This window comes from Thioclava sp. IC9 (genome assembly GCF_002213225.1).
GTDB classification, from domain to species: Bacteria; Pseudomonadota; Alphaproteobacteria; order Rhodobacterales; family Rhodobacteraceae; genus Thioclava; species Thioclava nitratireducens.
Window position 1 is genome coordinate 50,598 of record NZ_NBNX01000003.1, and the last position, 20,828, is coordinate 71,425.

The following is a 20,828-nucleotide window of genomic DNA, read 5'->3' on the forward strand; positions in this document are numbered from 1 at the left end:
AGTGCAATTCGTTATATCGCCTCGCGTCCGGCGGCGCGGGTGGTAGGCCAACGTCGCGCCGGATATGCGAGCAAAGGGTAGTCGTAGCGATCGATTTGGATCTCTGCCGTGACCGCAGCAACGCCCATAACAGCGCGCAAACGACAGACGTCGCTCTATGGCGGCGGAGCAAGCAATGAAGTTCATCGCGCAGCTGCAAAGCTTGCGGGTGCGCCTCTGGCGTCATGGTGCGCTCCCAACGTTCAGCCGGTCTCGACTGCTTCCTACCTGTCCCGGCATGTGGAAAGCCTGCGACTTTTGAGCCGAAGGATAAGCGTGAATCTGTCGCATTGGTTTTCTCCGTTGACTGTCGGACGAGCGGCGTTCTAAAAGTTCAAGCTAACTTGAGGTCAATGCTGAAATTTGAGAAACGACCGGACCATGGAAACGACGCTGACCATCAATCAAATTTCACGCCGCAGCGGCATCGCCTCCTCGGCGCTGCGCTATTACGAGGAGCGCGGGCTCATTTCGTCCGAGCGGGCTGGCTCCGGGCACAGACGCTTCCCACGCCACGTTCTGCGGCGCCTCGCCTTTATCACTTTCGCTCAGACCCTCGGCATGACGCTTGAAGAGATCAAAACCGAACTCGACAAGCTGCCGACAGACCATGTTCCGACCGGGGAAGACTGGGCGGCGCTGTCAGAGAAGTGGACGCACCGGGTCGACGAGCAGATTGCCCAACTTCAGCGCCTGCGAAAGACTCTGACCGCTTGCATCGGCTGCGGCTGCCTCTCCTTGAAATCCTGCGAGATGTTCAATCCCAAGGATGAGCTGCGTCAGCGTGGAACGGGCCCAAGAAAGTGGATCGAGGATATCTGAGAGCGTGGCAAAGGCACGGCCGAAAATTAGTGCGATCATCTAAAAGATTTGGGTGAATTCGAAATAGACGTCAGTTTTCACAGCGGACTCCCGTTTGACGCTGAACGATCTCACTGATCGTCGATATGCCGATCATCGGCATTAGGGTGTGCGTGAGATGTTGACGCTCGCGTTGCTCCTTGTGAGGCTTTGCGCCGGAAGTCAGGGCGTGTCGGGGGGCTAGGAATGGATAACGAGGTGCACGGAAAGTGCCAGTGTGGAGCCGTGAGGTTTCGTATATCGGGAGAGTTCGAGAGCTTCTTCCTGTGCCATTGCGGACGCTGCCGCAAAGATAGCGGCACGGCCCATTCCGCGAACCTGTTTTCATCGACTGCTGAGATCACCTGGATGTCCGGGGCGGAAAACATCAGGGTGTTTCGCGTTCCCGGGACACAGCATGTGAAGAGCTTCTGTGCAGACTGCGGGTCGGCGCTGCCGTTCTGTCAAGCGCATGATGGCTCGCTCGTCGTTCCAGCGGGCTCACTCGATAGCCCGCTCGAAATACGACCCACCGCGCATATTTGCGTTTCCAGTCGCGCGAACTGGGACAATGACCTGGCCTCGATCGAAAGGCACGACGGGCTTCCCGGTCGATCCGAGTAGGTTGGGGCCCCGTCACGCACTGCATCCAGAGAGGGAAAAGCGCCTCTCACAGCGTCCTCATATTCGTACCGTTCTTGCCCCGCCTGAGCGACCGCAGCTGTGATTTCGGCCGCTTTCCTCGGGGAAGAGATCGATTGTCGGCGAAACGAAGAAAACGCTGATCGCGAAGAGCATACTGGTTTCCAAGGCGAAGGTAGGCACCCGCGTCTGCCCGACCACGGAATGGAACATGTTCGACACGGGCGTGCTGCGCTGGCACACGATGCAGCGGCGCCCGGTTTCCTTTCTGGCCGCCTTGTCGGCGCATTGCGATGCGTTGGAGGTTGCCGCGAGCCGCGGTGCGTTCGCGCTCGCGGTTCTCGATCTCCATCGCCAGATCCTGCGTCTGTCGGGTAACCGTTTTCTCCAGTCACTCTGCGATCCCCTGCAGACTGCGCTCTATTCGCTCTTGGCGAGCGAGACCGAGGACCAGAAGCGCGGACCGTCCAAAATGGCCGAGGTCGTCGCCCCTCATAGCGCAATCGTCAGGGCCGTCGAGAACCGCGAGCCGGAGGCCGCGAAGAAAGCGATGGAAGCCGTCCTGGAGCGCTCCAGCGATGAATGTCTACGCTCCCGCGGGATGGGCTGAGCCCAGCTCCGCCCCGAGAAAATTGGACCGTTTGAAACTGGAATTTTCCGCTACGCTTCCTTGGCTGTAAGAGAAGTGCAATCGCAAGAAGGCGAGCAAAGCACGGCGCGACAGGCAACAAGGCCCCGATCACGCTGACGAAATCGGGGTGGCGTCACCAGCCCGCCACCCTGATCAAAGCCGGCGACATCCTCCTCTACCGCTGCGCGCGTCGCGTGGGTACAGAGCCAGCTCGGCATGCAACAGCTCCAAAAGAACGTGCCGTCGCCGATCTCAGCGCTGACCAAGCTCTGTAACGTCATGGCATCAGGCGTAACCTCTTTCGCGTCCGAAGGTGCCCTTACCCAAGGGTGAGCCCCTTGCGCAGTGCGATCAGGTCAATGTCACGGGAGACGAAAACGGCGCCGGCCTCGAGCGCACGCTGATAGACCTCGTCGTCGGTGGTCAGGATGCCCGGCGGCAGGCCCGCGGCGCGGATGCGCGTGATCGCATCTAGCACCGCCGCAGTAGTCTCGGGGTGCGAAGGCTCGCCCGGGTGCCCAAGCGAGGCGGCCAGATCCGCAGGCCCGACGAAAATCCCGTCAACCCCGCGCACGGCGGCGATCTCTTCGAGATTGGAGAGCCCCTCGACACTCTCGATCTGTACGACAAGACAGATCTCTTCACGTGCGACCTTGTGATAGCCCGGGACCGTCGCGAAGCGCGTGGCGCGGTTCATGCCGGAGACCCCACGCATGCCCTGCGGCGGATATTCGACCGCCGCCACCGCAGCGCGCGCCATCTCTGCGTCGTGCACCATCGGCACGAGGATCGTCTGCGCGCCGAGGTCGAGGATTTTCTTGATCTCCGCCGCGTCGAGAGAGCCGGGCCGCACGATCGGCGAGAGAGGATACGGGGCCACCGCCTGCAGCAGCGGCAAAACACTGCGCGGGTCGAGCGCCGAATGCTCGGTGTCGAACATCATCCAGTCGTAACCGCAGCCGGCGATCAGCTCGGTGGCGAGCGGATCGCTCATCGTGCACCAACAGCCCCGCTGGACCTCGAAGGCTTTCAGCGCGGCTTTGAACGAATTCCTTGGCAGATCGACCATCGTGACTTTCTCTCTTGTTGACCTCGGCACGCGCGGGAGGGATGCCCGGGGCCGTCTTGAAAAGGTTGGTTCGGAGCTTATTCGAAACAGACGCGGGTCGCACTTCGCAAACAGCGATCCGCCGGATTTGGATGACGTGCCGTCTCAGTCGAAGGCAATAGCGACGTTCCCGAAGGTGCCGAAATCGGCCTCGATCCGGGTCCTGGGCGGGCACTCGATCGGCGCGATGAACGAGCCCGACAGGATCACCTGCCCCGCCTCGATCCGCTGGCCGTATTGGCCCATTCGCCGCGCGAGCCAGACCAGCCCCTGCACCGGATCGTCCAGCACCGCCGCGCCTACCCCGGTAGTTTCGACCTCGCCATCCTTGCGAAGGATCGCACCGGTCCAGCGCAGGTCGACCTTGGCCGGATCGTGGCGCGCCTCGCCCAGCACGATCCCCGCATTCGCCGCGTTGTCCGACACGGTATCGACAATCACACGCGCCTGCCCGGTCGCGGGATCGGCGCGCAGAATGCGGGTGTCGAGAATCTCCAGCGACGGGGCCACGTAATCGGTCGCCGCCAGCACCGCAGCGCGATCCGCCGTGGCATCGAGCGGCGCTTTCATCACGAAGGCGATCTCGGCCTCGATCCGCGGCTGGATGAAACGGCCCGCGGGCACGGTTGCGCCATTGGCGAACAGCATATCGTCATAGAGCACGCCCGAATCCGGCGTCTCGATCTTCAGCGCGGCTTGCATCACCTTTGAGGTCAAACCGATCTTCCAGCCAAGGATCGACCGCCCCGCCGCCAGCTTGCGCGCCATCTGCGCCGACTGGATCGCATAGGCGTCGTCAAGCGTTATCTCCGGATGGCGCAGGCTCAGCAGCCCGATCTGTCTGCGCGCCTCCTCGGCGGCCAGCAACTCGTCGGCGGCCTGCGCGATCTGATCGGGGCTCAGCATGTTGGCTCATCCGCGACGGAGTTGCGCAGCAAGCCGATGCCTTCGGCCTCGACCTCGATCACGTCGCCCGGTTGCAGCCAGATCGGCGGATCGAACCGCGCTCCCGCCCCGGTCGGCGTGCCACACACGATCACGTCGCCTGGCGCCAGCGTCGTGAAGGTGGACACGTAATTCACGATATAGCGGAAATCGAAGATCATCCGGCCTGTGCGGTCTTTTTGCCTGATCTCGCCATTGACGCGGGTGGTCAGCTCGATGTCGTCCAGTTGCGCGGCCTCGCGGAACGGCACCAGCCACGGGCCCATCGCGCCGGAGCGGTCCCAGTTCTTGCCCTGGGTCACGTTGAATTTCGCATGGCGCACCCAGTCGCGGATCGTGCCCTCGTTGCACAGGGTCAGCGCGGCGATGTGATCGTAGGCGTCTTTCTTCGCGATCCGGCGACCCGCCTTGCCGATCACGATCGCCACCTCGCCCTCGTAATCTAGCTGCGGGCTTTCCGGCGGACGGATCAGCGGCTGGCCATGCCCGGTGAAGCTGCGCGGGAAGCGGATGAACATCGAGGGATAAGGCGGCGCGGCCTGCCCGTCCTTGTATTCCGCGTTGCGGTCGGGAAAGTTCACCCCGATGCAGATCAGCTTTTCGGGGGCGGCCATCGGGATCAGGAACTCGACCTCGTCGGCGCGGTAATCAGGCGCGCGGCCCTCCGCCGCCGCGATCACCTCTTCCAGCGCGCCGGCCTCGACGACCTGCTGCAGGGTCGCGAACCGCGCGCCGAACTCCGGCGTCAGATCGACGATGCCGCCATCCTGCACCACGCCGTAGCGATCCCTGCCACCGGTGCGAAACGCCGCGATGCGCGGCAGTGTCAGCGTCATGACATTCCCTCCTGTGAAAGTCCCAGGCCATCGAGAATGGCGCTGTAGGCGATGTCGATATCGGCTTCGCGCATCGCGAAGGACCCGGCCTGGAAGCGGATCGCAAGCTGGCTGCCGACCCGCGTTTGGGTAAGGTAGATGCGCCCGTCATCGTTGATCGCGCTCAGATGCGAGATCGTATCGTCGTCCGATGCGCCCGCGCGGCGAAACGAGAACAGCGACAGCACCGGGGCGGTCACGATCTCGACGCCCGGGGTTGCAGCCAGCCGTTCATGCAGCATCCCCGCCCAGCGAACGTGATCGCGGATCATCGCGCGCAGCCCCTCAAGCCCGTGAAAGCGCAGCAGGAACCACAGCTTGAGCGCGCGGAAACGGCGCCCCAGGGGGACGGACCATTCGGAATAGTTGACGACGCCATCGCGACCATGGGTCTTGAGATACTCGGGCTGGATCGCCAGCGTGCGCACCAGCATCTCGGGGTCGCGAATGAAATGGGCCGAGCAGTCGAAAGACGCGCCCAGCCATTTATGAGGATTGAAGACGACGGAATCCGCACCCTCGATCCCGGCCCAAAGCGTGCGGAACTCGGGACAGATCATTGCGGAACCCGCCCAGGCCGCATCGACATGGATCAACAGATCATGGGCATGCGCGACCGCAACCAGCTCGCCAATATCGTCGCAGGCCCCGGTGCTGGTCGCCCCGACGCAGCCGATTACCCCGGCGGGCTGATACCCGGCCGCCAGATCCGCGCGGATCGCCGCCTCCAGCGCTTCGGGCGAGAGCGCGCCACTACGCGGATCGGCGGGCAGTTTCACAAGGTTGTCCTGCCCGATCCCCGCGATCCAGATCGCCCGATCGATGGAGGAATGCACCTGATCCGAGCAATAGATCCGCAGGCGTAGCGCTTGACTGAGCCCCGCGCGATTTCCCTGCCAGCCCAACGTACGCTCGCGCATCATCAAGACCGCCGCCAGCGTTGCGGACGAGGCGCTGTCCTGAATGACGCCGGAGAACGACTCGGGCAGCCCCAGCGCGTCGCGCAGCCATTCCATCATCCGGGTTTCCAGCTCGGTCGCGGCCGGAGAGGTCTGCCACAGCATGCATTGCGCGGCCATAGCGGTGACCAGATATTCCGCCACCACCGAGACAGGGGCGGCATTGCTGGGAAAGTAAGCGAAGAAGCGCGGATGTTGCCAATGGGTCATGCCCGGCTCGATCAGGCTCTCGAACTCGTCAAAGATCCGCTCCATTTCGCAACCGGTCTCGGGCGGCCTGGGCGGGATCGCGCGGTAGATATCGCCGGGCGTCGTGCGCGCGCGCACCGCGCGGGCATCGAGTGTTTCGCGATATTTCACGCCCCATTCCGCCGCCCGCCGCGACCATGTCTCGAAATCCTGAGCATCCATCCTGTCTCTCCTGCAAGGGTCTCGTGTACGGGGCCCGCTCACGGCGCGATGATCGGAGTGGCCTTCATGTCGCTGGCGACCGGCTCGACATCCTGAAACCGCGAGCCATGCTCGAACCACGAGCGCGGAGCGGGCGCCCCCCACAGCGTCTGACGCTGCGGGTCCTTCAGATCCCAGCGGATCGCCTCGAGATCGGGATCGACGGTCTGATAATCCGAGCAGTAGATCTCGATCCGGTGACCATCGGGATCGAGGATATACAGGAAGAACGCGTTCGAAATGCCGTGGCGGCCCGGTCCGCGCTCGATATTGGCGACATAGCCGGTGGTCGACATCAGGTCGAGCAGATCGATGATGTTGAGCGGCGTCGGCACCCAGAACGCGGTGTGATGCAAACGCGGGCCAAGCCCATTCGTGAAGGCGATGTCATGCACCCCGCCCTTGCGATGGGTCCATGCCGCCCAAAGCCGCCCGCTCTCTTCGTCCTCGGTATATTCGGTGACGCGGAAACCGATGCGATTGTAAAACTCGACCGCCTTGTCGACATCGCTGGCAAAGCAGTTGAAATGGTCGATCCGGAGCGGTTTGACGCCGTGATAGAGGGCGTATTTCTGGTGGATCGGCTCCAGCCGGTCCATCCGGAAATAGAACTCGATCGGCATGCCGAAACAGTCATGGGTGCGCAGGGTGCGGCCTTGATAAGGGCGCTCGACCCATTCGACCGAATGACCCTCGGCCTCGAACCAGTCATGCGCCTTGTCCAGCTCGCCCTCGTCGAACAGCTTGAATGCGAGCGAGCGCACATTGGCCTCGGGCGTCTTGACCAGCACGACCGAGTGATGCCCGCGCTCTTCCATCGCACGCAGGAAGATATGACGATCGTCCTCGTCGGTCACCTGAAGCCCCAGCGTATCGACATAGAAGGCGCGGCTGGCGGCCAGATCGGTCACGCCGAAGACGACATGGCTGAGACGGATGATGTTGAACGGTGGATACAGGTTCGGGGCCGGAATGGGCATGTCTCGCTCCCTTGAGGAAAGATCGGGGCGGCCTCCTCCGACCGCCCGCTGTCGTTAGCCGAGGCGCGGCACGCGATGCGCCTGACGCGGGAAGGAAACGTTGACCGTCTCCATGTAGAAATCGAAGGACCAGTCGCCGCCATCGCGGCCGATCCCGCTGGCCTTCACGCCGCCGAAGGGGCTGGGCAGATGGCGCACGTTTTCCGAATTCACCCAAATCATGCCCGCCTCCAGCGCGTCGGTCATCCGCATCGCGCGATCCAGATCGGCAGTCCACAGATAGGTGGCCAACCCGTAATCGACGTCATTGGCCAAGGCGAGCGCCTCATCCTCGTCGGCGAAGGAGATCGCGGTCAGCACCGGGCCGAAGATTTCCTCCTGCGCGATGGTCATGTCGTTGCGGGCTTGCGTGAACAGCGTGGGCGCGACGTAGCAGCCCTGATCGCCGACTTTCTTGCCGCCGGTCGCGATCGTCGCGCCTTCCTTGCGCGCGGTCTCGAAATAGGACAGCACCTTGGCCTCATGCTCGGGATGGATCAGCGGGCCGACCACCGTTTCAGGGTCGAGCGGATGGCCGACCTTGATATTCGCCGCCACCTTGGCGACGCGCGTGCAGACCTCGTCGTAGATGTTCTCCTGCACCAGAAGCCGAGAGGACGAGGTGCAGCGTTCGCCGTTGAGCGAGTAGATCATAAAGCTCGCGGCATCGACGGCACGGTCGATGTCAGCATCGTCGAACACGATCACGGGGTTCTTCCCGCCGAGCTCGAAATGCACGCGCTTCAGCGTCGCCGCGCCCTGCGCCATGATCATCGAACCGGTGCGGCTTTCGCCCACAAAGGCAATCGCCTTGATGTCGGGATGTTCGGTCAGCCGCTTGCCCGCATCCTCGCCGTAGCCGTTAACGAGGTTCAGAACCCCTCTCGGCAGCCCGGCCTCCTCGGCGATCTCGACCAGCAGCTTGGCGGTCATCGGCGAAAATTCGGCAGGCTTGTGCACCACCGTGCAGCCGGCCGCCAGCGCGGGGGCGATCTTCCAGGTGGATAGCATGAAGGGCGTGTTCCACGGGGTGATGACGCCCACGGGGCCGATCGGACGGCGCGAGGTCACGTTCATCTGCGTCGCGTTGCGCAGAGCCTGACCATCCTCGGCCGCCGGAGCCTTATCCGCGAAGAACCGGAAATTGGCCGCCCCACGCAGTGCCGCTTTCGACATGAAGCGCAGCGCCTGTCCGGTGTCGAGGCATTCGGTAAAGGCGATGCGCTCGGCATTCGCCTCGATCGCCTCGGCGACTTTGATCAGGAGCTTGCGGCGGTCGGCCCCGGGCATCTTGCTCCAGGTCTTGAACGCCTCTTTCGCAGCGGCGACCGCGCGGTCGATATCCTCGACCCCGCCTTTCGCGACCTTTGCCAGCGGCTTCAGATCGACGGGCGACAGCGCGTCGAACGTGGCACCAGATGCGGCCGCGACGCTTTCGCCTCCGATGTGATTGCGCACGCCGGTTTGCGCGAAATGCGCGATATAGCCTTCGGCACGGCGCAGGTTTTCCGTCAGATCGGTCATCACTTACCCTTGGCTTGGCCCGACAGGCGGGCGTGGATCGGTGTCTGCTTCCAGCTCAGCTCCGGATCGATCACCCGGATTTCGAGCGAGAGCGCGAAATGTTCGGTGGCCAGCGGACCGGCAAGCGCGGTCTGGGCGGCGGCAAAAATCGCATCGCCCCCCGCGCGCAAGGTCGCCGTGTCCCGCCCTGCCCCCACCGAAAGCGTCAGCGCGGCGAAGTCATTCTCCGGCAATCCGTCGGCCACGACCGCATGATCGGCGCGGAAGGCGCGCACTCGGATTCCGGCCACCGGGAACAGACCACATTCGACCATCGCGGCATGCAGCGCATGGCAGACCGCCGACATATCGACGCGCTCCGCCAGCCCTGCGGAATATTCGATCTTGAGATGCGGCACGATTCTCCTCCCGCGCTTTTCATTAACATGTTAAGCTTATCCAGACTTGTCAACTGCTCCAAACCCACCGATTTTGCGCGCCACCTGACAGGAACGAGGTTTCGATGCCCCAAGACAGCGCCCCCCGACAGCGGCCCGACGGGTTCGAGTTGAACGCCCCGCGTCGCTCCTTGCCGATCGCCCTGCTGCGGGCGCGGGAATTGGTGATGGAGCGGTTCCGCCCGATGCTCAACGCGCATGACGTGACCGAGCAGCAATGGCGCGTGTTGCGGGTGCTGCGCGAGAGCGGACCGCTCGACGCCACGATGCTGGCCGAACGTGCCTGCGTGCTGGCCCCTTCGCTGACCCGGATGCTGCGCGCGCTCGAGACTCGTGGATTGATCGAAATCTGCCGCGACGGCGAAGACCGCAGGCGGGCCCGCGTCGGTCTGAGCGAGGCCGGCACCGCCTTCCTTCGTGACGTCTCGCCGCAAAGCGCCGAGATCTATGCCAAGCTCGAGGCCGAAATCGGTGCAGAGCGGATCACCCGGCTTCTCGATGAGCTTGAAGCTTTCGTCGCCGCGCTGGAACATGACGAGCGCGCGTGAAACAGCCCGGATTGGCGCGCGCTTCGCGATCCCGCCCTCCAGTGCCGCGGCGTCTCCCGAGGAAACCCCGCGTCAAGCGGTGAATGCGATGAATTGAAATCGCCCGGCCCAAAGCAGTCGACCGGGCGTTCTGCGATCAGACCGCCGCGAGACCCGCATCGAGGGCGTTGAGGATCGTCGCAATATTGCCTTCGGTCACGATCAACGAGGGCGACAGGATCACGTTGTTGCCCGACACCCGAACCATTGCGCCCGTTTCGTAGGCACCGCGGTGGACCTTGGCGATGCTGGCCTTGTCGATCGGCGCCTTGGTTGCGCGGTCCGAAACCAGCTCCAGCGCGCACATCAAGCCACGCCCGCCCCGCACATCGCCCACGATGTCGTGTTTCTCCTGAAGCGCCAAGAGCCCTTCGTGAAGCTGCGTTCCACGGGCTGCCGCGTTGTCCTTGACGTTGAGCGCCTGCGTTTCCTTCAGGCAGGCGATAGCCGCCGCCGCGCCGACCGGATGGCCCGAATAGGTGTAGCCCGACCCGATCGCCGCCTTGCCGCTGGTGTCGGATTCGAAGACTTCCGCGACGCGGCCCGAGATCATCACGGCGCCGAAGGGGAAATAGCCGTTGGTGATCGCCTTGGCGGTGGTCATCATGTCCGGCTGAACGCCCCAGAGCCGCGAACCCGACCATGCGCCAGTGCGACCGAAGGCGGTGATGACCTCGTCGGCGATCAGTAGAATGCCGTATTTGTCACAGATCGCGCGCACGCCGGGCATGAAGCTTTCGTGGGGAACGATCACACCGCCTGCGCCCAGGATCGGCTCCATGATCATCGCGGCGATCGTCTCCGCGCCCTGGAACTTGATCTCGTCTTCCAGCGCGGCGAGGCAAAGCTGGGCCAGCTTCTCGGGATCTGTCTCGTTGAAGGGGTTGCGATAAGTATAGGGTGCCGGGATGTGGTAGCAGCCCGGCATCAGCGGTTCGTACTGGGTTCGGAAATTGGCGTTGCCGTTGACGCTCGCGCCCAACGTATGGGTGCCGTGATAGCCCTTCTTGAGCGAGAGGTATTTCACCCGCCCCGCCTCGCCGCGCACCTTGTGATATTGCCGCGCCAGACGCAGCGCGATCTCGACCGAATCCGAACCGCCCGAAGTGTAGAAGGCGCGCTCCAGCCCGTCGGGGGCAAAGAATTCGGCGAGCATCTCCCCCAGTTCGATCACCGCGTCATTCGTGGTGCCGCGAAAGATCGAGTAATAGGGCAGACGGTCGAGCTGCGCGGCAATGGCGTCCTTCACCGGCTGGCACGAGAACCCGAGATTGACGTTCCACAGCCCGCCCACGCCGTCGACCGCCTTGTGGCCATCGACATCGGTGATCGTCACACCGTCGCCGGCGACGATGATCTCGGGCAGGTTCTTCTGGCTATCCGCAGGGTGCGCCATCGGGTGCCAGATCGAACGGGCGTTACGCTCTTTCAGGAAATTCTCGTCTTTCATGTCGGTCCTCATCATAGGCCCAACAGGCGCAGCGCGGTGGCGTAGCCCTGGGCGGGAGATTGCACGTCGAAGTGAACGGGGATCATGCCGACAGCCTCGGCGCCGCGAATGTTGCGCAGCTGGTCATCGACGAAAACGCAGGCTTCGGCCGGAAGGCCGAGCGCGTCGAGCACACCTTGATAGGCGCGCGGATCGGGTTTCAGAATCTTGGTGTAAGTCGCGTCGATCACAGCATCGAACCGGCGCAGGAAGGGCAGCTTCTTGCGGAAGTCGGCGCCGTAGAACAGGTCGAGCTCGTTGGACAGGATAGCGAGGCGGCACCCTGCAGCCTCGGCCTTGTCGATCGCCGCGAGGAATTCCGGGCGGATCACGTCGGCAGGGCTCGCCCCGCGCGCCGCGCGCACGAAGTCGGACATGTCGCTCCAGTCGCATCCGACCAGAGCCGCCACCTCCTGCGTGCGCTGGCGCCAATAGTCGCGCTCCGAGATTTCATCTGCCTGCATCGCGCGCCAGAGCGGGTCGGTCTGAGGCTCGAACGGACCGCGCCAATTCAAGCTTCCCGAAGCGAGCCCCAACGCAGCCTCGGTCAGATCATGCGTTTCGAAAAGCGTGCGTGAGATCACGCCACCGAAGTCGAGCACGAGCGCGCGCTCAGCCATGCGATACCTCGCGTTGTTGATAATCCGCAGGAAGCGAACCGCCCATGAGTTCGGACAGGCGGGGCACCCATTTTCGCAGCGCCTCCACCATGGCTGCGCGTTTGTCGCCCACCGCGCGCGACGAAGGGACCGCGATCGAAACCGCGCCTATCACCGCGCCACCGAGCCCGAAAATCGGCCCCGCGAGGGAGGAAACCTCGTCGTCGAAGCCCTTCTCCACCCAGACGCTGCCATTGGCACGGCATTCCGCCAGCTTTTCGCGCAGACTATCGGGATCGACGACGGTCTGGGCGGTGAAGCTCTCGAGCGGCGCATCCAGAACCCGCGCCCGTAGATCGTCTCCGCCGAAGCAGAGCATCACCAAACCAGAGGCTGTCGCGTGCAGGGGCAGAAGCTGCGACTCGTCGAACGCGACCTGCGTCCCGTGCAGGCGCGGATCGTGATGCACGACCGGCGACAGCTGCTGGCCTTGCAACAGAGAGACATGGACCAGCTCGCCGACCTCCTGCGCCATCTCTTCGATGAACGGACGCAATACCGACCGCAGCGGCATATTCGCTTCGCGCACGCCATAGAGACGCAGAATCGCGGGGCCCAGCCGATAGCGACGCGTCTCCGGGTTCTGTTCCAGAAAGCCGCATTCGGCCAGTTCGACGAGATGGCGGTGCACGGTGGCCTTATCGCGCTGCGTGAGGCGAACATACTCGCCGAGCCCGATCTCGGGACGCTGAGTGGAAATATAATCCAGCAACTCCAATGCCTTTGTGATCGTTCCCATCGAGCCCTTTGGCAGCCTCCCGTAAAATTTCCGTTCGTTGCAACTGAAACGTTGACAGAAAAGAAAACCCGATACAAGAATATTTGCTACCAACGGTTCAAATAATAAACCACTCAACAGGAGAGCTTCATGACGTCGACCTTCAAGCTGCTGGCAGGGGCGCTCGCCCTCGGCCTCCCGCTTGCCGCGGGCCTGCCCGCGCAGGCCGAGTATCCAGAGAAACCCGTCGAATTCGTCGTTCCGTTCCCGCCGGGCGATCTGGAAGACGTGCTGACCCGGATGATCGCGGACGAGTTCCAGAAGACCTATGGCGTTCCCGCTGCCGTGGTGAACAAGCCCGGCGGCGGCGGCGGCCCCTTCCCCGGTGCGGCCGAAGTCGCGCAGGCGCCCGCCGATGGCTACACGATCGGTTCTTTCGTGATCGACGTGCCGGTGGTCGGCCCTTCGGTCGGCATCCCCGCGCTCAGCCCCGATCCGTTCGAGCCGGTGGGCATCTTCCTGACCTACCCGTTCGTCATCGCGGCCTCCAAGGACGCGCCTTACGCGACGATCGATGAACTCGCGAGCTACGCCAAGGACCACGATGTCGCCCTGGGGCATTTCGGTTCCTTCCTGATCCCGACGCAGGTGACCTTCGCGCTCGCAAAGAAGAAGGGTTTCGATTTCGGCTCCGAGGCTGCGTTCGACGCGCTGGACTGCAACACGCTGGCTTCGGGCGATGCGGACGTGATCAACACGACGCTGCAACTGATCCTGCCCTGCCTCGACGATGTGAACGTGATGGCCTCGATCGGAGAGAAGCGCATTCCGCTGACGCCCGACACGCCGACCGTCGGCGAGCTGGAACCGGATCTCGACCTGGCGCTGTGGGATGGCCTCTTCGTCAAGAAAGGCACCCCCGAAGACGTGCGCCAGAAGATCGCCGCCGTCGCCGAAAAGGTCATGAGTTCGGACAAGGCCAAGGAACTGGCCGATCAGACCGGTGCGCTGGTCTACTGGCAGGATGCGGCGACCGCGCAGCAGCGCATCGCGCATGACAGTGAAACCCTCGGCACGATCGACGGTCTCATCAATGGCGAATGAGCCGTCCTCCTCGGGTCCCGCGCGCAAGGAACCACCGCGCGCGGGTGCCCGCTCGGTCCGGGCGATCCGCACCAAGAACCTGGAAGATCTGTTCAAACGCTATCGCCGTCCCGGAGACATGGCCTTCGCCGTGCTGTTCTTCGCACTCTCGATCGGATTGCTGATCGCCCTGCCCTGGCAGACCGAATGGGTCAAGCGCACCAAGACCTACGCACAGCCCGCATTCTGGCCGATGGTCTCGATCTTCGCGATGGTCGTATTCAGCATGTTTCACCTGCTCGGCTCGTTCGTCTCGGAGCGCATTCCCGGGCGCTGGCGCGAAGTCGCGCAATGGCTGCGCTCGCTCGAATATGCCGTGTGGTTCATGGTCTATGTCGCGCTGGTGCCGCTCATCGGCTACCTGCTCGCCACGATCCTGTTCAGTTGCATGATGACGCTGCGCCTTGGCTATCGCGGCTGGCGCTGGATGCTGGTCTCCGTGCTGTTTTCCGTTGTCGTCGTGGTGCTTTTCAAAAGCTTCCTGCAAGTAAAAATTCCTGCCGGAATGATCTACGAGGCCGCGCCTGCGCCCTTCCGCGCAATTCTGATGACCTACTTCTAAGGAGCGTCCCTCATGGACATGCTGCTTTCCGGCGCAGAGATGCTGATGCGCCTCGACGTTATGGTCGCTCTCTTGATCGGCTCAATCGGCGGGGTGGTCATCGGTGCGATCCCCGGTGTCGGCCCTGCCGTCGCGATCGCCATCCTGCTGCCCGCGACCTTCGCAATGCCGCCGCTGGTCGGCTTGACCATGCTGCTGGGCATCTACGGCTCGTCGATGTTCGGCGGCTCGCTTCCCGCGATCCTGATCAACACGCCCGGTACGGCAGTCAACGCATTGACCACCTATGACGGCCACCCGATGACGAAGAAGGGCGAAGCGCTGCGCGCGCTCGGCCTCGCCTATGGTGCCTCGTTCTTCGGTGGCATCGCCTCGATCATCGCTCTGATCCTGCTCTCGCCGGTGCTGGCGAAGATCGCGCCGATGTTCGGCTCGCGCGAGATTTTCCTGGCCGCGCTGCTGGGCATCGTCCTGGTGATCCTCGCCCATCGCGGCCAGACTTTCGCGGCCGGCATGCTGGCGGCCTTCGGGATATTTCTGCAGACCGTAGGTCTGGAGCCCGTCAAATACACGATGCGCTTCACCTTTGGTTTCGACTTTCTCAACTCGGGCTTCGACCTGATCGTGGTGGTCCTCGGACTGTTCGCGCTGAGCCAGGCGTTCCTGCTGCTGATTGAGCCGGAATCCGCACCGCATGCGCAACGCATCGAAGGCTCGATGGGACGCGCGATGATGGGTGTGCTGCGCCACAAGCGGGTGGCGGGCTTTGCCGCGAGTTGCGGCGTGATGATGGGGATGATCCCCGGCGTCGGCGAGTTTACCGCGCAGTTTCTATCTTACACCTACGCGCAGAAGACCTCGAAGACGCCCGAGGAATTCGGCAAGGGCAGCCCTGAAGGCCTGATCGCCTCGGAGGCCGCAAATAACGCAGTGCCTGCCGCGGCAATGATCCCGCTTCTGGCGCTTGGCATTCCCGGTGAGGCCCTGACCGCGATGATGCTGTCGGTCTTCTACGTCCATAACGTGATCCCCGGCCCGCAGCTGTTCCAGAACAAGCTCGATTTCGTCTACGCGCTCTATATCGCGATGATCCTGCTCAACATCATCGTGGTGCTGTTCATGCTCGTCTCGTCGAACTGGCTGCTCAAGATCATCCAGATCCCGACGCGTTTCCTCGGCATGATGATCCTCGTGCTCAGCTTCGTGGGCGTCTATTCGTTGCGCAATTCGATCGTGGACTGCGCGATCGCTGCGGCGTTTGGCGTCCTCGGCCTGATCCTGAAACGGCAAAACCTGCCGATCGTGCCAATAGTTCTGGGCATGGTTCTGGGTGGCATCATGGAGACCAAGCTGCGGTCGTCGATGGCCCGCGTGCACGTGCCGATCGACTTCTTCGACCGCCCGATCGCGGCGATCCTTGGTCTGGCGATCTGCGGGCTTCTGATCGCCCATTTCGCGAGCCTCTACCGCGAGCGCCAGAACCGCGAGCCAGAGGGCGCGCACGACCACGACATGCACGACAGTTTCACGAGGTAAGCAATGCTCGACACCGACAAGATCGCCGCGCTGCGCAGCGCCGACGTTCCCCCTGCCCTGCATCTGATCGAGGGCGCGGCGCAGCCCGCCTCCGACGGTGGCACCCTGCCGGTGATCTCCCCGCTCAACGGGAAGGAACTCACCACGCTGGCGCGCGGCACGGCTGCCGATGCCGAAGCGGCAATTGCCAGTGCGCGGGCGGCTTTCGACGACGGGCGCTGGTCGGGGCTCGCCCCGGGCGCGCGCAAGGCGGTGATGTTGAAATGGGCCGCCCTGATCGAGGCGAACGCGCTCGAACTCGCCGTTCTGGGTGTGCGCGACAATGGCACCGAGATCGGCATGGCGCTGAAGGCCGAACCGTTCTCGGCTGCCGCGACGATCCGCTACTATGCCGAGGCGATCGACAAGATCTATGGCGAGATCGCCCCCACCGCGCCCGACGCGCTGGGGCTGGTGCATCGCGAACCCGTCGGCGTGGTCGGCGCGATCGTGCCGTGGAATTTCCCGCTGATGATTGGCGCATGGAAACTGGGTCCGGCGCTGGCGGCGGGCAATACGGTCGTGCTGAAACCGGCCGAGACCGCGTCGCTCACGCTGCGCCGGGTCGCCGATCTGGCGCTCGAGGCCGGGATACCCCCGGGCGTCTTCAACGTCGTACTGGGCGAAGGCGCGGTGGTCGGCGAAGCGATGGCGCTGTCGATGGAGATCGACGTGATGGTTTTCACCGGCTCCGCCCCGGTCGGTCGGCGTCTGCTGGAAAATGCCGCGAAGTCGAACCTCAAGCGCGTCTATCTGGAGTTGGGCGGCAAGTCCCCCAATATCGTCTTTGCCGACGCGCCCGATCTGGACACGGCGGTGAAGGTCGCCGCCAACGGCATCTTCCGCAATTCGGGGCAAGTCTGCATCGCCGGATCGCGACTGCTGGTCGAGCGGTCGATCCATGACGCGTTCGTCGAGAAGCTGCGCGCCTTTACCGAGACGATGCAGGTGGGCGACCCGCTCGATCCCGCGACGCAGGCCGGGGCGGTGAACTCCGCCCGCCAGTTGGAGCAGAACCTGCGCTTCGTCAGCGAGGCCGAGGCCGCGGGGCGTCAGGTCTTCGGCGGCAAGCGCATCCGCGAGGAAACTGGCGGCTTCTTCATGGAGCCCACGATAGTCACAGGAGTCGCCCCCGAAGATCCGATCGCGCAGCGCGAAGTCTTCGGCCCGGTTCTGGCGGTTATCCCCTTCGATACCGAGGAAGAGGCCCTGCAAATCGCCAACGGCACCGAATACGGGCTGGCCGCCGCTGTCTGGACCGCAGATCTGAGCCGCGCGCACCGGATGATCCGGGGCATCCACGCGGGGCTCGTGCATGTGAACACCTATGGCGGGTCCGACCTGACAGTGCCCCTGGGCGGCGTCAAGCAATCGGGCAACGGGCATGACAAGTCTCTGCATGCGTTCGACAAATATCTCGATCTGAAAACCGCTTGGATCAAACTGTGAGGGGGCGCCTATGACCGATCGTACCATTCTCGTTGTCGGCACTTACGACACCAAGGACGATGAACTGACCTATCTTCGCAAGGTGATCGAGGCACAGGGCGGGCGTGCCCTGCGCATGGATGTCTCGGTGCTGGGCGACCCCTCGACCCCGGTCGAATACAGCAAGCATCAGGTGGCCGAAGCGGGCGGCTCCTCTATCGAGGCCGCAATTGCGAGCGGCGACGAAAACCGGGCGATGCAGATCATGGCGCGCGGGGGCGCGACGCTGGTCGCTCAACTCCACGCCGATGGCGTCTTCGACGGAATGGTTGTGCTGGGCGGAACGATGGGCACCGATCTGGCGCTCGACCTATGTGCGGCGCTGCCGATCGGGGTGCCGAAATACATCGTCTCGACGGTCTCCTTTTCGCCGCTGCTGCCGCCCGAACGGATCGCGGCGGATGTGCAGATGATCCTCTGGGCGGGCGGGCTTTACGGGCTGAACTCGATCTGCAAAGCCTCGCTCAGCCAGGCGGCGGGCGCGGTTCTGGGCGCGGCCCGCGCGGTGGAACGGCCCGACCGGTCGAAACCGCTGATCGGGATGACATCCTTCGGGAAATCCTTCCTGAAATACATGGTGACTCTGAAACCCGAGCTGGAAGCGCGCGGCTACGAGGTCGCGGTGTTCCACGCCACCGGCATGGGCGGGCGTGCCTTCGAGAGCCTCGCGGCACAGGGCGCCTTCGCCTGCGTCTTCGACTTCGCGACGCAGGAAATCGGCAACCATCTGCATGGCTCCGCGATCAGCGCAGGCGCCGACCGGATGACCAACGCAGGCGCATCGGGCACGCCGCAGATCGTCGCCTCTGCCTGTCACGACCTCGTCGACATGATCGGCTGGCAGCCCCTGCCCGACAAATGGGCCGAACATCCGAGCCATGCACATAACCGGCTGCTGACCTCGGTCGTGCTCGATCATGCGGAGCGCAGGGCCGTGGCGCGCGCGCATTGCGAGAAATTGGCTGGGGCAAAGGGGCCGACCGCGCTGCTGCTGCCCTTGGGCGGGGTGCACGAGCTGGACCGTCCCGGTCATGATCTGCACGACTCCGAGGGGCTTGCGGGCTTCTTCGAGGAAATCCGTGCCTGCGCGCCCGACACCGTCGCGCTGCACGAGGTGGACGCGCATATCAACGACCCCGACTTCGCCGCAACCGCGCTCGCGATCTTCGATGCGTGGCGCGAGGACGGGGTGATCAAGGGCTAAGCGACATCGGCCCGGCAGCAACCGGCCCATTCGGAGAGCAACGGCGCGACCTCCTCGGCCTCCGCAAAGCGTAGGTCGAACTATCCTCGCCGCATAGGCCCGCCTCAGTCGTCGAGATCCCTTGCTGCTTCCGCGATGTGGCGCAGCGTCGTGTCGGGATCGGCTGCCTCGTGTGCCTGCAACAGGACCAGCTTCGCCAGGAACAGTTCGCGCTGTGGTTGGGGTATCGCGTCCAGCTGTGTCGCGAGCGCCTCGTAGATGGTTTCAAGCTGTTCGGGTGTCATGGCTCATCTCCTCCGATGGACCGGTGCAGCGCCGCGCGAACGGCCTCCGGCGAGGCCTCGCGCCAGCGCGCAGCGACGTGGCCGTCGGGGCGGACGAGATAAGTCACGCCCGGACCGGTGCCAAGCGCGCTTTCCGCCTCGGTCTTTGCCTGAAGGACCACGATGGTAAGATCGTCCTTCGCGAGACCCTCGAGCTCCGGATCGAAGGTCAACAGGTTGAACCCCGGGCCCAGAAGGTCGGACAGGAACCCGTCACCCACCCGCGCTTCCGGCAAAGTCGCACCGGGCACGGGACCACCCTCGAAACCGCTCTCGTCGGGCAGCACGATCGGACTGTCGGCATAGGTGTAGGGCGTCATCTGCCGCGGATTTGCCAGCTCGCCGGCAAAGGGATGCGTCAGCGCGAGGCTGAGCGCCGCGTCGCGCATCAGCCGCCAACCCTCGGTGGGCGGCGTCATGAAACGGGCCGATTTCGACGCATTGGCGAAGACATCCAGCGTCGCCCCGCGCCGTTCGGGCGTGTAGCTGTCGAGCAGGCCCTCGGGCGCGCGCCCAGCGATCACCCGCGCCAGCTTCCAGGCGATGTTCTGCGCATCCGCCAGCCCGTTATTGAGCCCGCGCACGCCGAAGATCGGCACGATATGCGCGCTGTCCCCGATGAAGAACACCCGGCCGTCGCGGTAGTCGTCCAGGGCCAGCGTGTTGGCGGAATAGACGCTCCACCATTCCAGCTCCCACGCGCCGTCATGGCCGAGATCGGCGAGTACGGCGGCGACGGAACGCCGTACCTCACCCTCGGCCATGGCGGCCTCGGTGCTTTCGTCGTCCCGCAGTTGATAGTCGATACGCCAGATATTGTCGGGTTGTTTGTGGACCAGCACGGTGCCGCCGCGTCGACAATCCGGGTCGAACAGCGCCCGCCGGATGGTCGGATAGTCATGGTTCATCTGGACGTCGGCGATCACATAGCGACCCTCGTAATTCTCGCCTTTCAGGCGCAGCCCGCGCATCTTGCGGGTCGGGCTGCGCGCCCCATCGGCGGCGAGAACCCAGTCGGCGGCCATGTCGTACCCCCCCTTCGGGTCGCGCACGGTGAGGGTGACACCGTCCGAGGTATCCTCGATCCCTGTCACTTCACTTTGCCAGCGTGCCTCGATCAGCGGCTCCCGCTCGATCGCCTCCGATAGATACTGCTCGATGAACTGCTGCTGGATATTGTACATCGGGCGATATTTCTCGCGCGGGCTGTCGGGCATGTCGAATTCGAGGATTTGCCGCCCACGGTAGAAGCTGCGCCCCGTGGTCCATCCGAGCGCCTTTTCGAGAAACGGCGCAACCGCACCGATCCGGTCGAGAATGTAGAAACTCTGCCGTGCTACGCAGATCGCACGGCTGCCGTCGTTGAAGCTGGCCTTCGCGTCGAAGAGCACAGAGGCGATGCCCTCCTTTGCCAGGGCGAGCGCCGCCGTCATCCCCACCGGCCCCGCGCCGACGATGGCGACCCGTGCCCGGCGCGTGAGGCCAGCGCGATCGCTCGGCGGTTCGAAATGCGGGTAGTCGAAATAGAGCGACTCCGTCTCGCCGCGCCCGTCTGGTCTCATGCTTCAGTCCTCCCTTTGGCCCGGTGATAGTCAATCGCGACGCACGCTG

General features: G+C 63.9%; 20 protein-coding genes. 8 read left to right on the plus strand and 12 right to left on the minus strand.

Annotated features, from left to right (window positions below; all coding sequences use genetic code 11):
* Nucleotides 1-420: 420 nt before the first annotated feature.
* Together soxR and B6V76_RS08795 are read left to right on the plus strand one after the other, a co-directional pair.
* Nucleotides 421-861 carry a redox-sensitive transcriptional activator SoxR gene (gene soxR / locus B6V76_RS08785; RefSeq protein ID WP_075774263.1) on the plus strand — a complete coding sequence of 147 codons (441 nt, stop codon included), beginning with the start codon at nt 421-423 and terminating at the stop codon, nt 859-861.
* Between the two features lie 871 nt (nt 862-1,732).
* Nucleotides 1,733-2,131 (plus strand): FCD domain-containing protein, encoded by a 399-nt coding sequence (locus tag B6V76_RS08795; protein WP_088727233.1) that lies wholly within the window; start codon nt 1,733-1,735, stop codon nt 2,129-2,131.
* Nucleotides 2,132-2,471: 340 nt separating this feature from the next.
* Here the strand turns inward: B6V76_RS08795 and B6V76_RS08800 are convergent, their stop codons facing one another.
* The 7 genes from B6V76_RS08800 to B6V76_RS08830 form a co-directional block, all read right to left on the minus strand.
* Nucleotides 2,472-3,221: an aldolase/citrate lyase family protein gene (locus tag B6V76_RS08800; RefSeq protein WP_088727234.1), complete on the minus strand. Its 750-nt coding sequence runs from the start codon at nt 3,219-3,221 to the stop codon at nt 2,472-2,474.
* Between the two features lie 144 nt (nt 3,222-3,365).
* Nucleotides 3,366-4,163 (minus strand): 2-oxo-hepta-3-ene-1,7-dioic acid hydratase, encoded by a 798-nt coding sequence (locus B6V76_RS08805; protein WP_206184209.1) that lies wholly within the window; start codon nt 4,161-4,163, stop codon nt 3,366-3,368.
* Entirely contained in the window at nt 4,160-5,041 is an 882-nt protein-coding gene (locus tag B6V76_RS08810) for a fumarylacetoacetate hydrolase family protein (protein WP_088727236.1), read from the minus strand. Before B6V76_RS08810 ends, B6V76_RS08805 begins: the two co-directional genes overlap by 4 nt.
* Entirely contained in the window at nt 5,038-6,450 is a 1,413-nt protein-coding gene (locus B6V76_RS08815; protein WP_088727237.1) for a pyridoxal-dependent decarboxylase, read from the minus strand. Before B6V76_RS08815 ends, B6V76_RS08810 begins: the two co-directional genes overlap by 4 nt.
* A 38-nt stretch (nt 6,451-6,488) precedes the next feature.
* The gene (gene hpaD / locus B6V76_RS08820) at nt 6,489-7,469 is read right to left on the minus strand and encodes a 3,4-dihydroxyphenylacetate 2,3-dioxygenase (protein ID WP_075774257.1); all 981 of its coding nucleotides are present in this window, start codon (nt 7,467-7,469) and stop codon (nt 6,489-6,491) included.
* 54 nt (nt 7,470-7,523) lie between these two features.
* Nucleotides 7,524-9,032, minus strand: coding sequence for a 5-carboxymethyl-2-hydroxymuconate semialdehyde dehydrogenase (gene hpaE, locus B6V76_RS08825; RefSeq protein ID WP_088727238.1), 1,509 nt, complete (start codon nt 9,030-9,032; stop codon nt 7,524-7,526).
* The gene (locus tag B6V76_RS08830) at nt 9,032-9,430 is read right to left on the minus strand and encodes a 5-carboxymethyl-2-hydroxymuconate Delta-isomerase (protein ID WP_075774255.1); all 399 of its coding nucleotides are present in this window, start codon (nt 9,428-9,430) and stop codon (nt 9,032-9,034) included. The genes hpaE and B6V76_RS08830 overlap by 1 nt, the downstream gene beginning before the upstream one ends.
* A gap of 104 nt (nt 9,431-9,534) precedes the next feature.
* Between B6V76_RS08830 and hpaR the strand changes: the two genes are divergently transcribed.
* Nucleotides 9,535-10,017 (plus strand): homoprotocatechuate degradation operon regulator HpaR, encoded by a 483-nt coding sequence (hpaR, locus tag B6V76_RS08835; RefSeq protein ID WP_088727239.1) that lies wholly within the window; start codon nt 9,535-9,537, stop codon nt 10,015-10,017.
* 136 nt (nt 10,018-10,153) lie between these two features.
* On the opposite strand, the gene B6V76_RS08840 is transcribed toward hpaR, so the two are convergent.
* From B6V76_RS08840 to B6V76_RS08850, 3 genes are read right to left on the minus strand one after another with little or no spacing between them, the layout of a single operon-like run.
* Complete coding sequence (locus B6V76_RS08840) at nt 10,154-11,506, minus strand: aminotransferase class III-fold pyridoxal phosphate-dependent enzyme (RefSeq protein WP_075774253.1); 1,353 nt, start codon at nt 11,504-11,506, stop codon at nt 10,154-10,156.
* Between the two features lie 11 nt (nt 11,507-11,517).
* Entirely contained in the window at nt 11,518-12,165 is a 648-nt protein-coding gene (locus B6V76_RS08845; protein ID WP_075774252.1) for an HAD-IA family hydrolase, read from the minus strand.
* Nucleotides 12,158-13,060: an IclR family transcriptional regulator gene (locus B6V76_RS08850; RefSeq protein WP_240497833.1), complete on the minus strand. Its 903-nt coding sequence runs from the start codon at nt 13,058-13,060 to the stop codon at nt 12,158-12,160. The genes B6V76_RS08845 and B6V76_RS08850 overlap by 8 nt, the downstream gene beginning before the upstream one ends.
* A 12-nt stretch (nt 13,061-13,072) precedes the next feature.
* Here B6V76_RS08850 and B6V76_RS08855 point away from each other — a divergent pair, with 12 nt between their 5' ends.
* From B6V76_RS08855 to B6V76_RS08875, 5 genes are read left to right on the plus strand one after another with little or no spacing between them, the layout of a single operon-like run.
* Entirely contained in the window at nt 13,073-14,026 is a 954-nt protein-coding gene (locus B6V76_RS08855) for a tripartite tricarboxylate transporter substrate binding protein (protein WP_075774250.1), read from the plus strand.
* Nucleotides 14,016-14,627 (plus strand): tripartite tricarboxylate transporter TctB family protein, encoded by a 612-nt coding sequence (locus B6V76_RS08860; RefSeq protein ID WP_088719727.1) that lies wholly within the window; start codon nt 14,016-14,018, stop codon nt 14,625-14,627. The genes B6V76_RS08855 and B6V76_RS08860 overlap by 11 nt, the downstream gene beginning before the upstream one ends.
* 12 nt (nt 14,628-14,639) lie before the next feature.
* Nucleotides 14,640-16,163, plus strand: coding sequence for a tripartite tricarboxylate transporter permease (locus B6V76_RS08865; protein ID WP_088722455.1), 1,524 nt, complete (start codon nt 14,640-14,642; stop codon nt 16,161-16,163).
* A 3-nt stretch (nt 16,164-16,166) separates the two neighbouring features.
* Nucleotides 16,167-17,651: an aldehyde dehydrogenase gene (locus tag B6V76_RS08870; protein WP_088727240.1), complete on the plus strand. Its 1,485-nt coding sequence runs from the start codon at nt 16,167-16,169 to the stop codon at nt 17,649-17,651.
* A gap of 10 nt (nt 17,652-17,661) precedes the next feature.
* Complete coding sequence (locus B6V76_RS08875) at nt 17,662-18,894, plus strand: Tm-1-like ATP-binding domain-containing protein (protein WP_088727241.1); 1,233 nt, start codon at nt 17,662-17,664, stop codon at nt 18,892-18,894.
* A gap of 104 nt (nt 18,895-18,998) precedes the next feature.
* Here the strand turns inward: B6V76_RS08875 and B6V76_RS08880 are convergent, their stop codons facing one another.
* On the minus strand, nt 18,999-19,178 hold the full coding sequence (locus B6V76_RS08880) for a DUF2783 domain-containing protein (RefSeq protein WP_088719723.1): 180 nt from the start codon (nt 19,176-19,178) through the stop codon (nt 18,999-19,001).
* Nucleotides 19,175-20,779: an FAD-dependent monooxygenase gene (locus B6V76_RS08885; protein ID WP_088727242.1), complete on the minus strand. Its 1,605-nt coding sequence runs from the start codon at nt 20,777-20,779 to the stop codon at nt 19,175-19,177. Before B6V76_RS08885 ends, B6V76_RS08880 begins: the two co-directional genes overlap by 4 nt.
* Nucleotides 20,780-20,828 lie beyond the last annotated feature (49 nt).

Bases quoted from the DNA above. Each gene is read 5' to 3' on its own strand.
- soxR (WP_075774263.1), top strand. From the start codon at position 421: ATGGAAACGACGCTGACCATCAATCAAATTTCACGCCGCAGCGGCATC.
- B6V76_RS08795 (WP_088727233.1), top strand. From the start codon at position 1,733: ATGTTCGACACGGGCGTGCTGCGCTGGCACACGATGCAGCGGCGCCCG.
- B6V76_RS08800 (WP_088727234.1), bottom strand. From the start codon at position 3,221: ATGGTCGATCTGCCAAGGAATTCGTTCAAAGCCGCGCTGAAAGCCTTC.
- B6V76_RS08810 (WP_088727236.1), bottom strand. From the start codon at position 5,041: ATGACGCTGACACTGCCGCGCATCGCGGCGTTTCGCACCGGTGGCAGG.
- B6V76_RS08815 (WP_088727237.1), bottom strand. From the start codon at position 6,450: ATGGATGCTCAGGATTTCGAGACATGGTCGCGGCGGGCGGCGGAATGG.
- hpaD (WP_075774257.1), bottom strand. From the start codon at position 7,469: ATGCCCATTCCGGCCCCGAACCTGTATCCACCGTTCAACATCATCCGT.
- hpaE (WP_088727238.1), bottom strand. From the start codon at position 9,032: ATGACCGATCTGACGGAAAACCTGCGCCGTGCCGAAGGCTATATCGCG.
- hpaR (WP_088727239.1), top strand. From the start codon at position 9,535: ATGCCCCAAGACAGCGCCCCCCGACAGCGGCCCGACGGGTTCGAGTTG.
- B6V76_RS08840 (WP_075774253.1), bottom strand. From the start codon at position 11,506: ATGAAAGACGAGAATTTCCTGAAAGAGCGTAACGCCCGTTCGATCTGG.
- B6V76_RS08845 (WP_075774252.1), bottom strand. From the start codon at position 12,165: ATGGCTGAGCGCGCGCTCGTGCTCGACTTCGGTGGCGTGATCTCACGC.
- B6V76_RS08855 (WP_075774250.1), top strand. From the start codon at position 13,073: ATGACGTCGACCTTCAAGCTGCTGGCAGGGGCGCTCGCCCTCGGCCTC.
- B6V76_RS08860 (WP_088719727.1), top strand. From the start codon at position 14,016: ATGGCGAATGAGCCGTCCTCCTCGGGTCCCGCGCGCAAGGAACCACCG.
- B6V76_RS08865 (WP_088722455.1), top strand. From the start codon at position 14,640: ATGGACATGCTGCTTTCCGGCGCAGAGATGCTGATGCGCCTCGACGTT.
- B6V76_RS08870 (WP_088727240.1), top strand. From the start codon at position 16,167: ATGCTCGACACCGACAAGATCGCCGCGCTGCGCAGCGCCGACGTTCCC.
- B6V76_RS08875 (WP_088727241.1), top strand. From the start codon at position 17,662: ATGACCGATCGTACCATTCTCGTTGTCGGCACTTACGACACCAAGGAC.
- B6V76_RS08880 (WP_088719723.1), bottom strand. From the start codon at position 19,178: ATGACACCCGAACAGCTTGAAACCATCTACGAGGCGCTCGCGACACAG.
- B6V76_RS08885 (WP_088727242.1), bottom strand. From the start codon at position 20,779: ATGAGACCAGACGGGCGCGGCGAGACGGAGTCGCTCTATTTCGACTAC.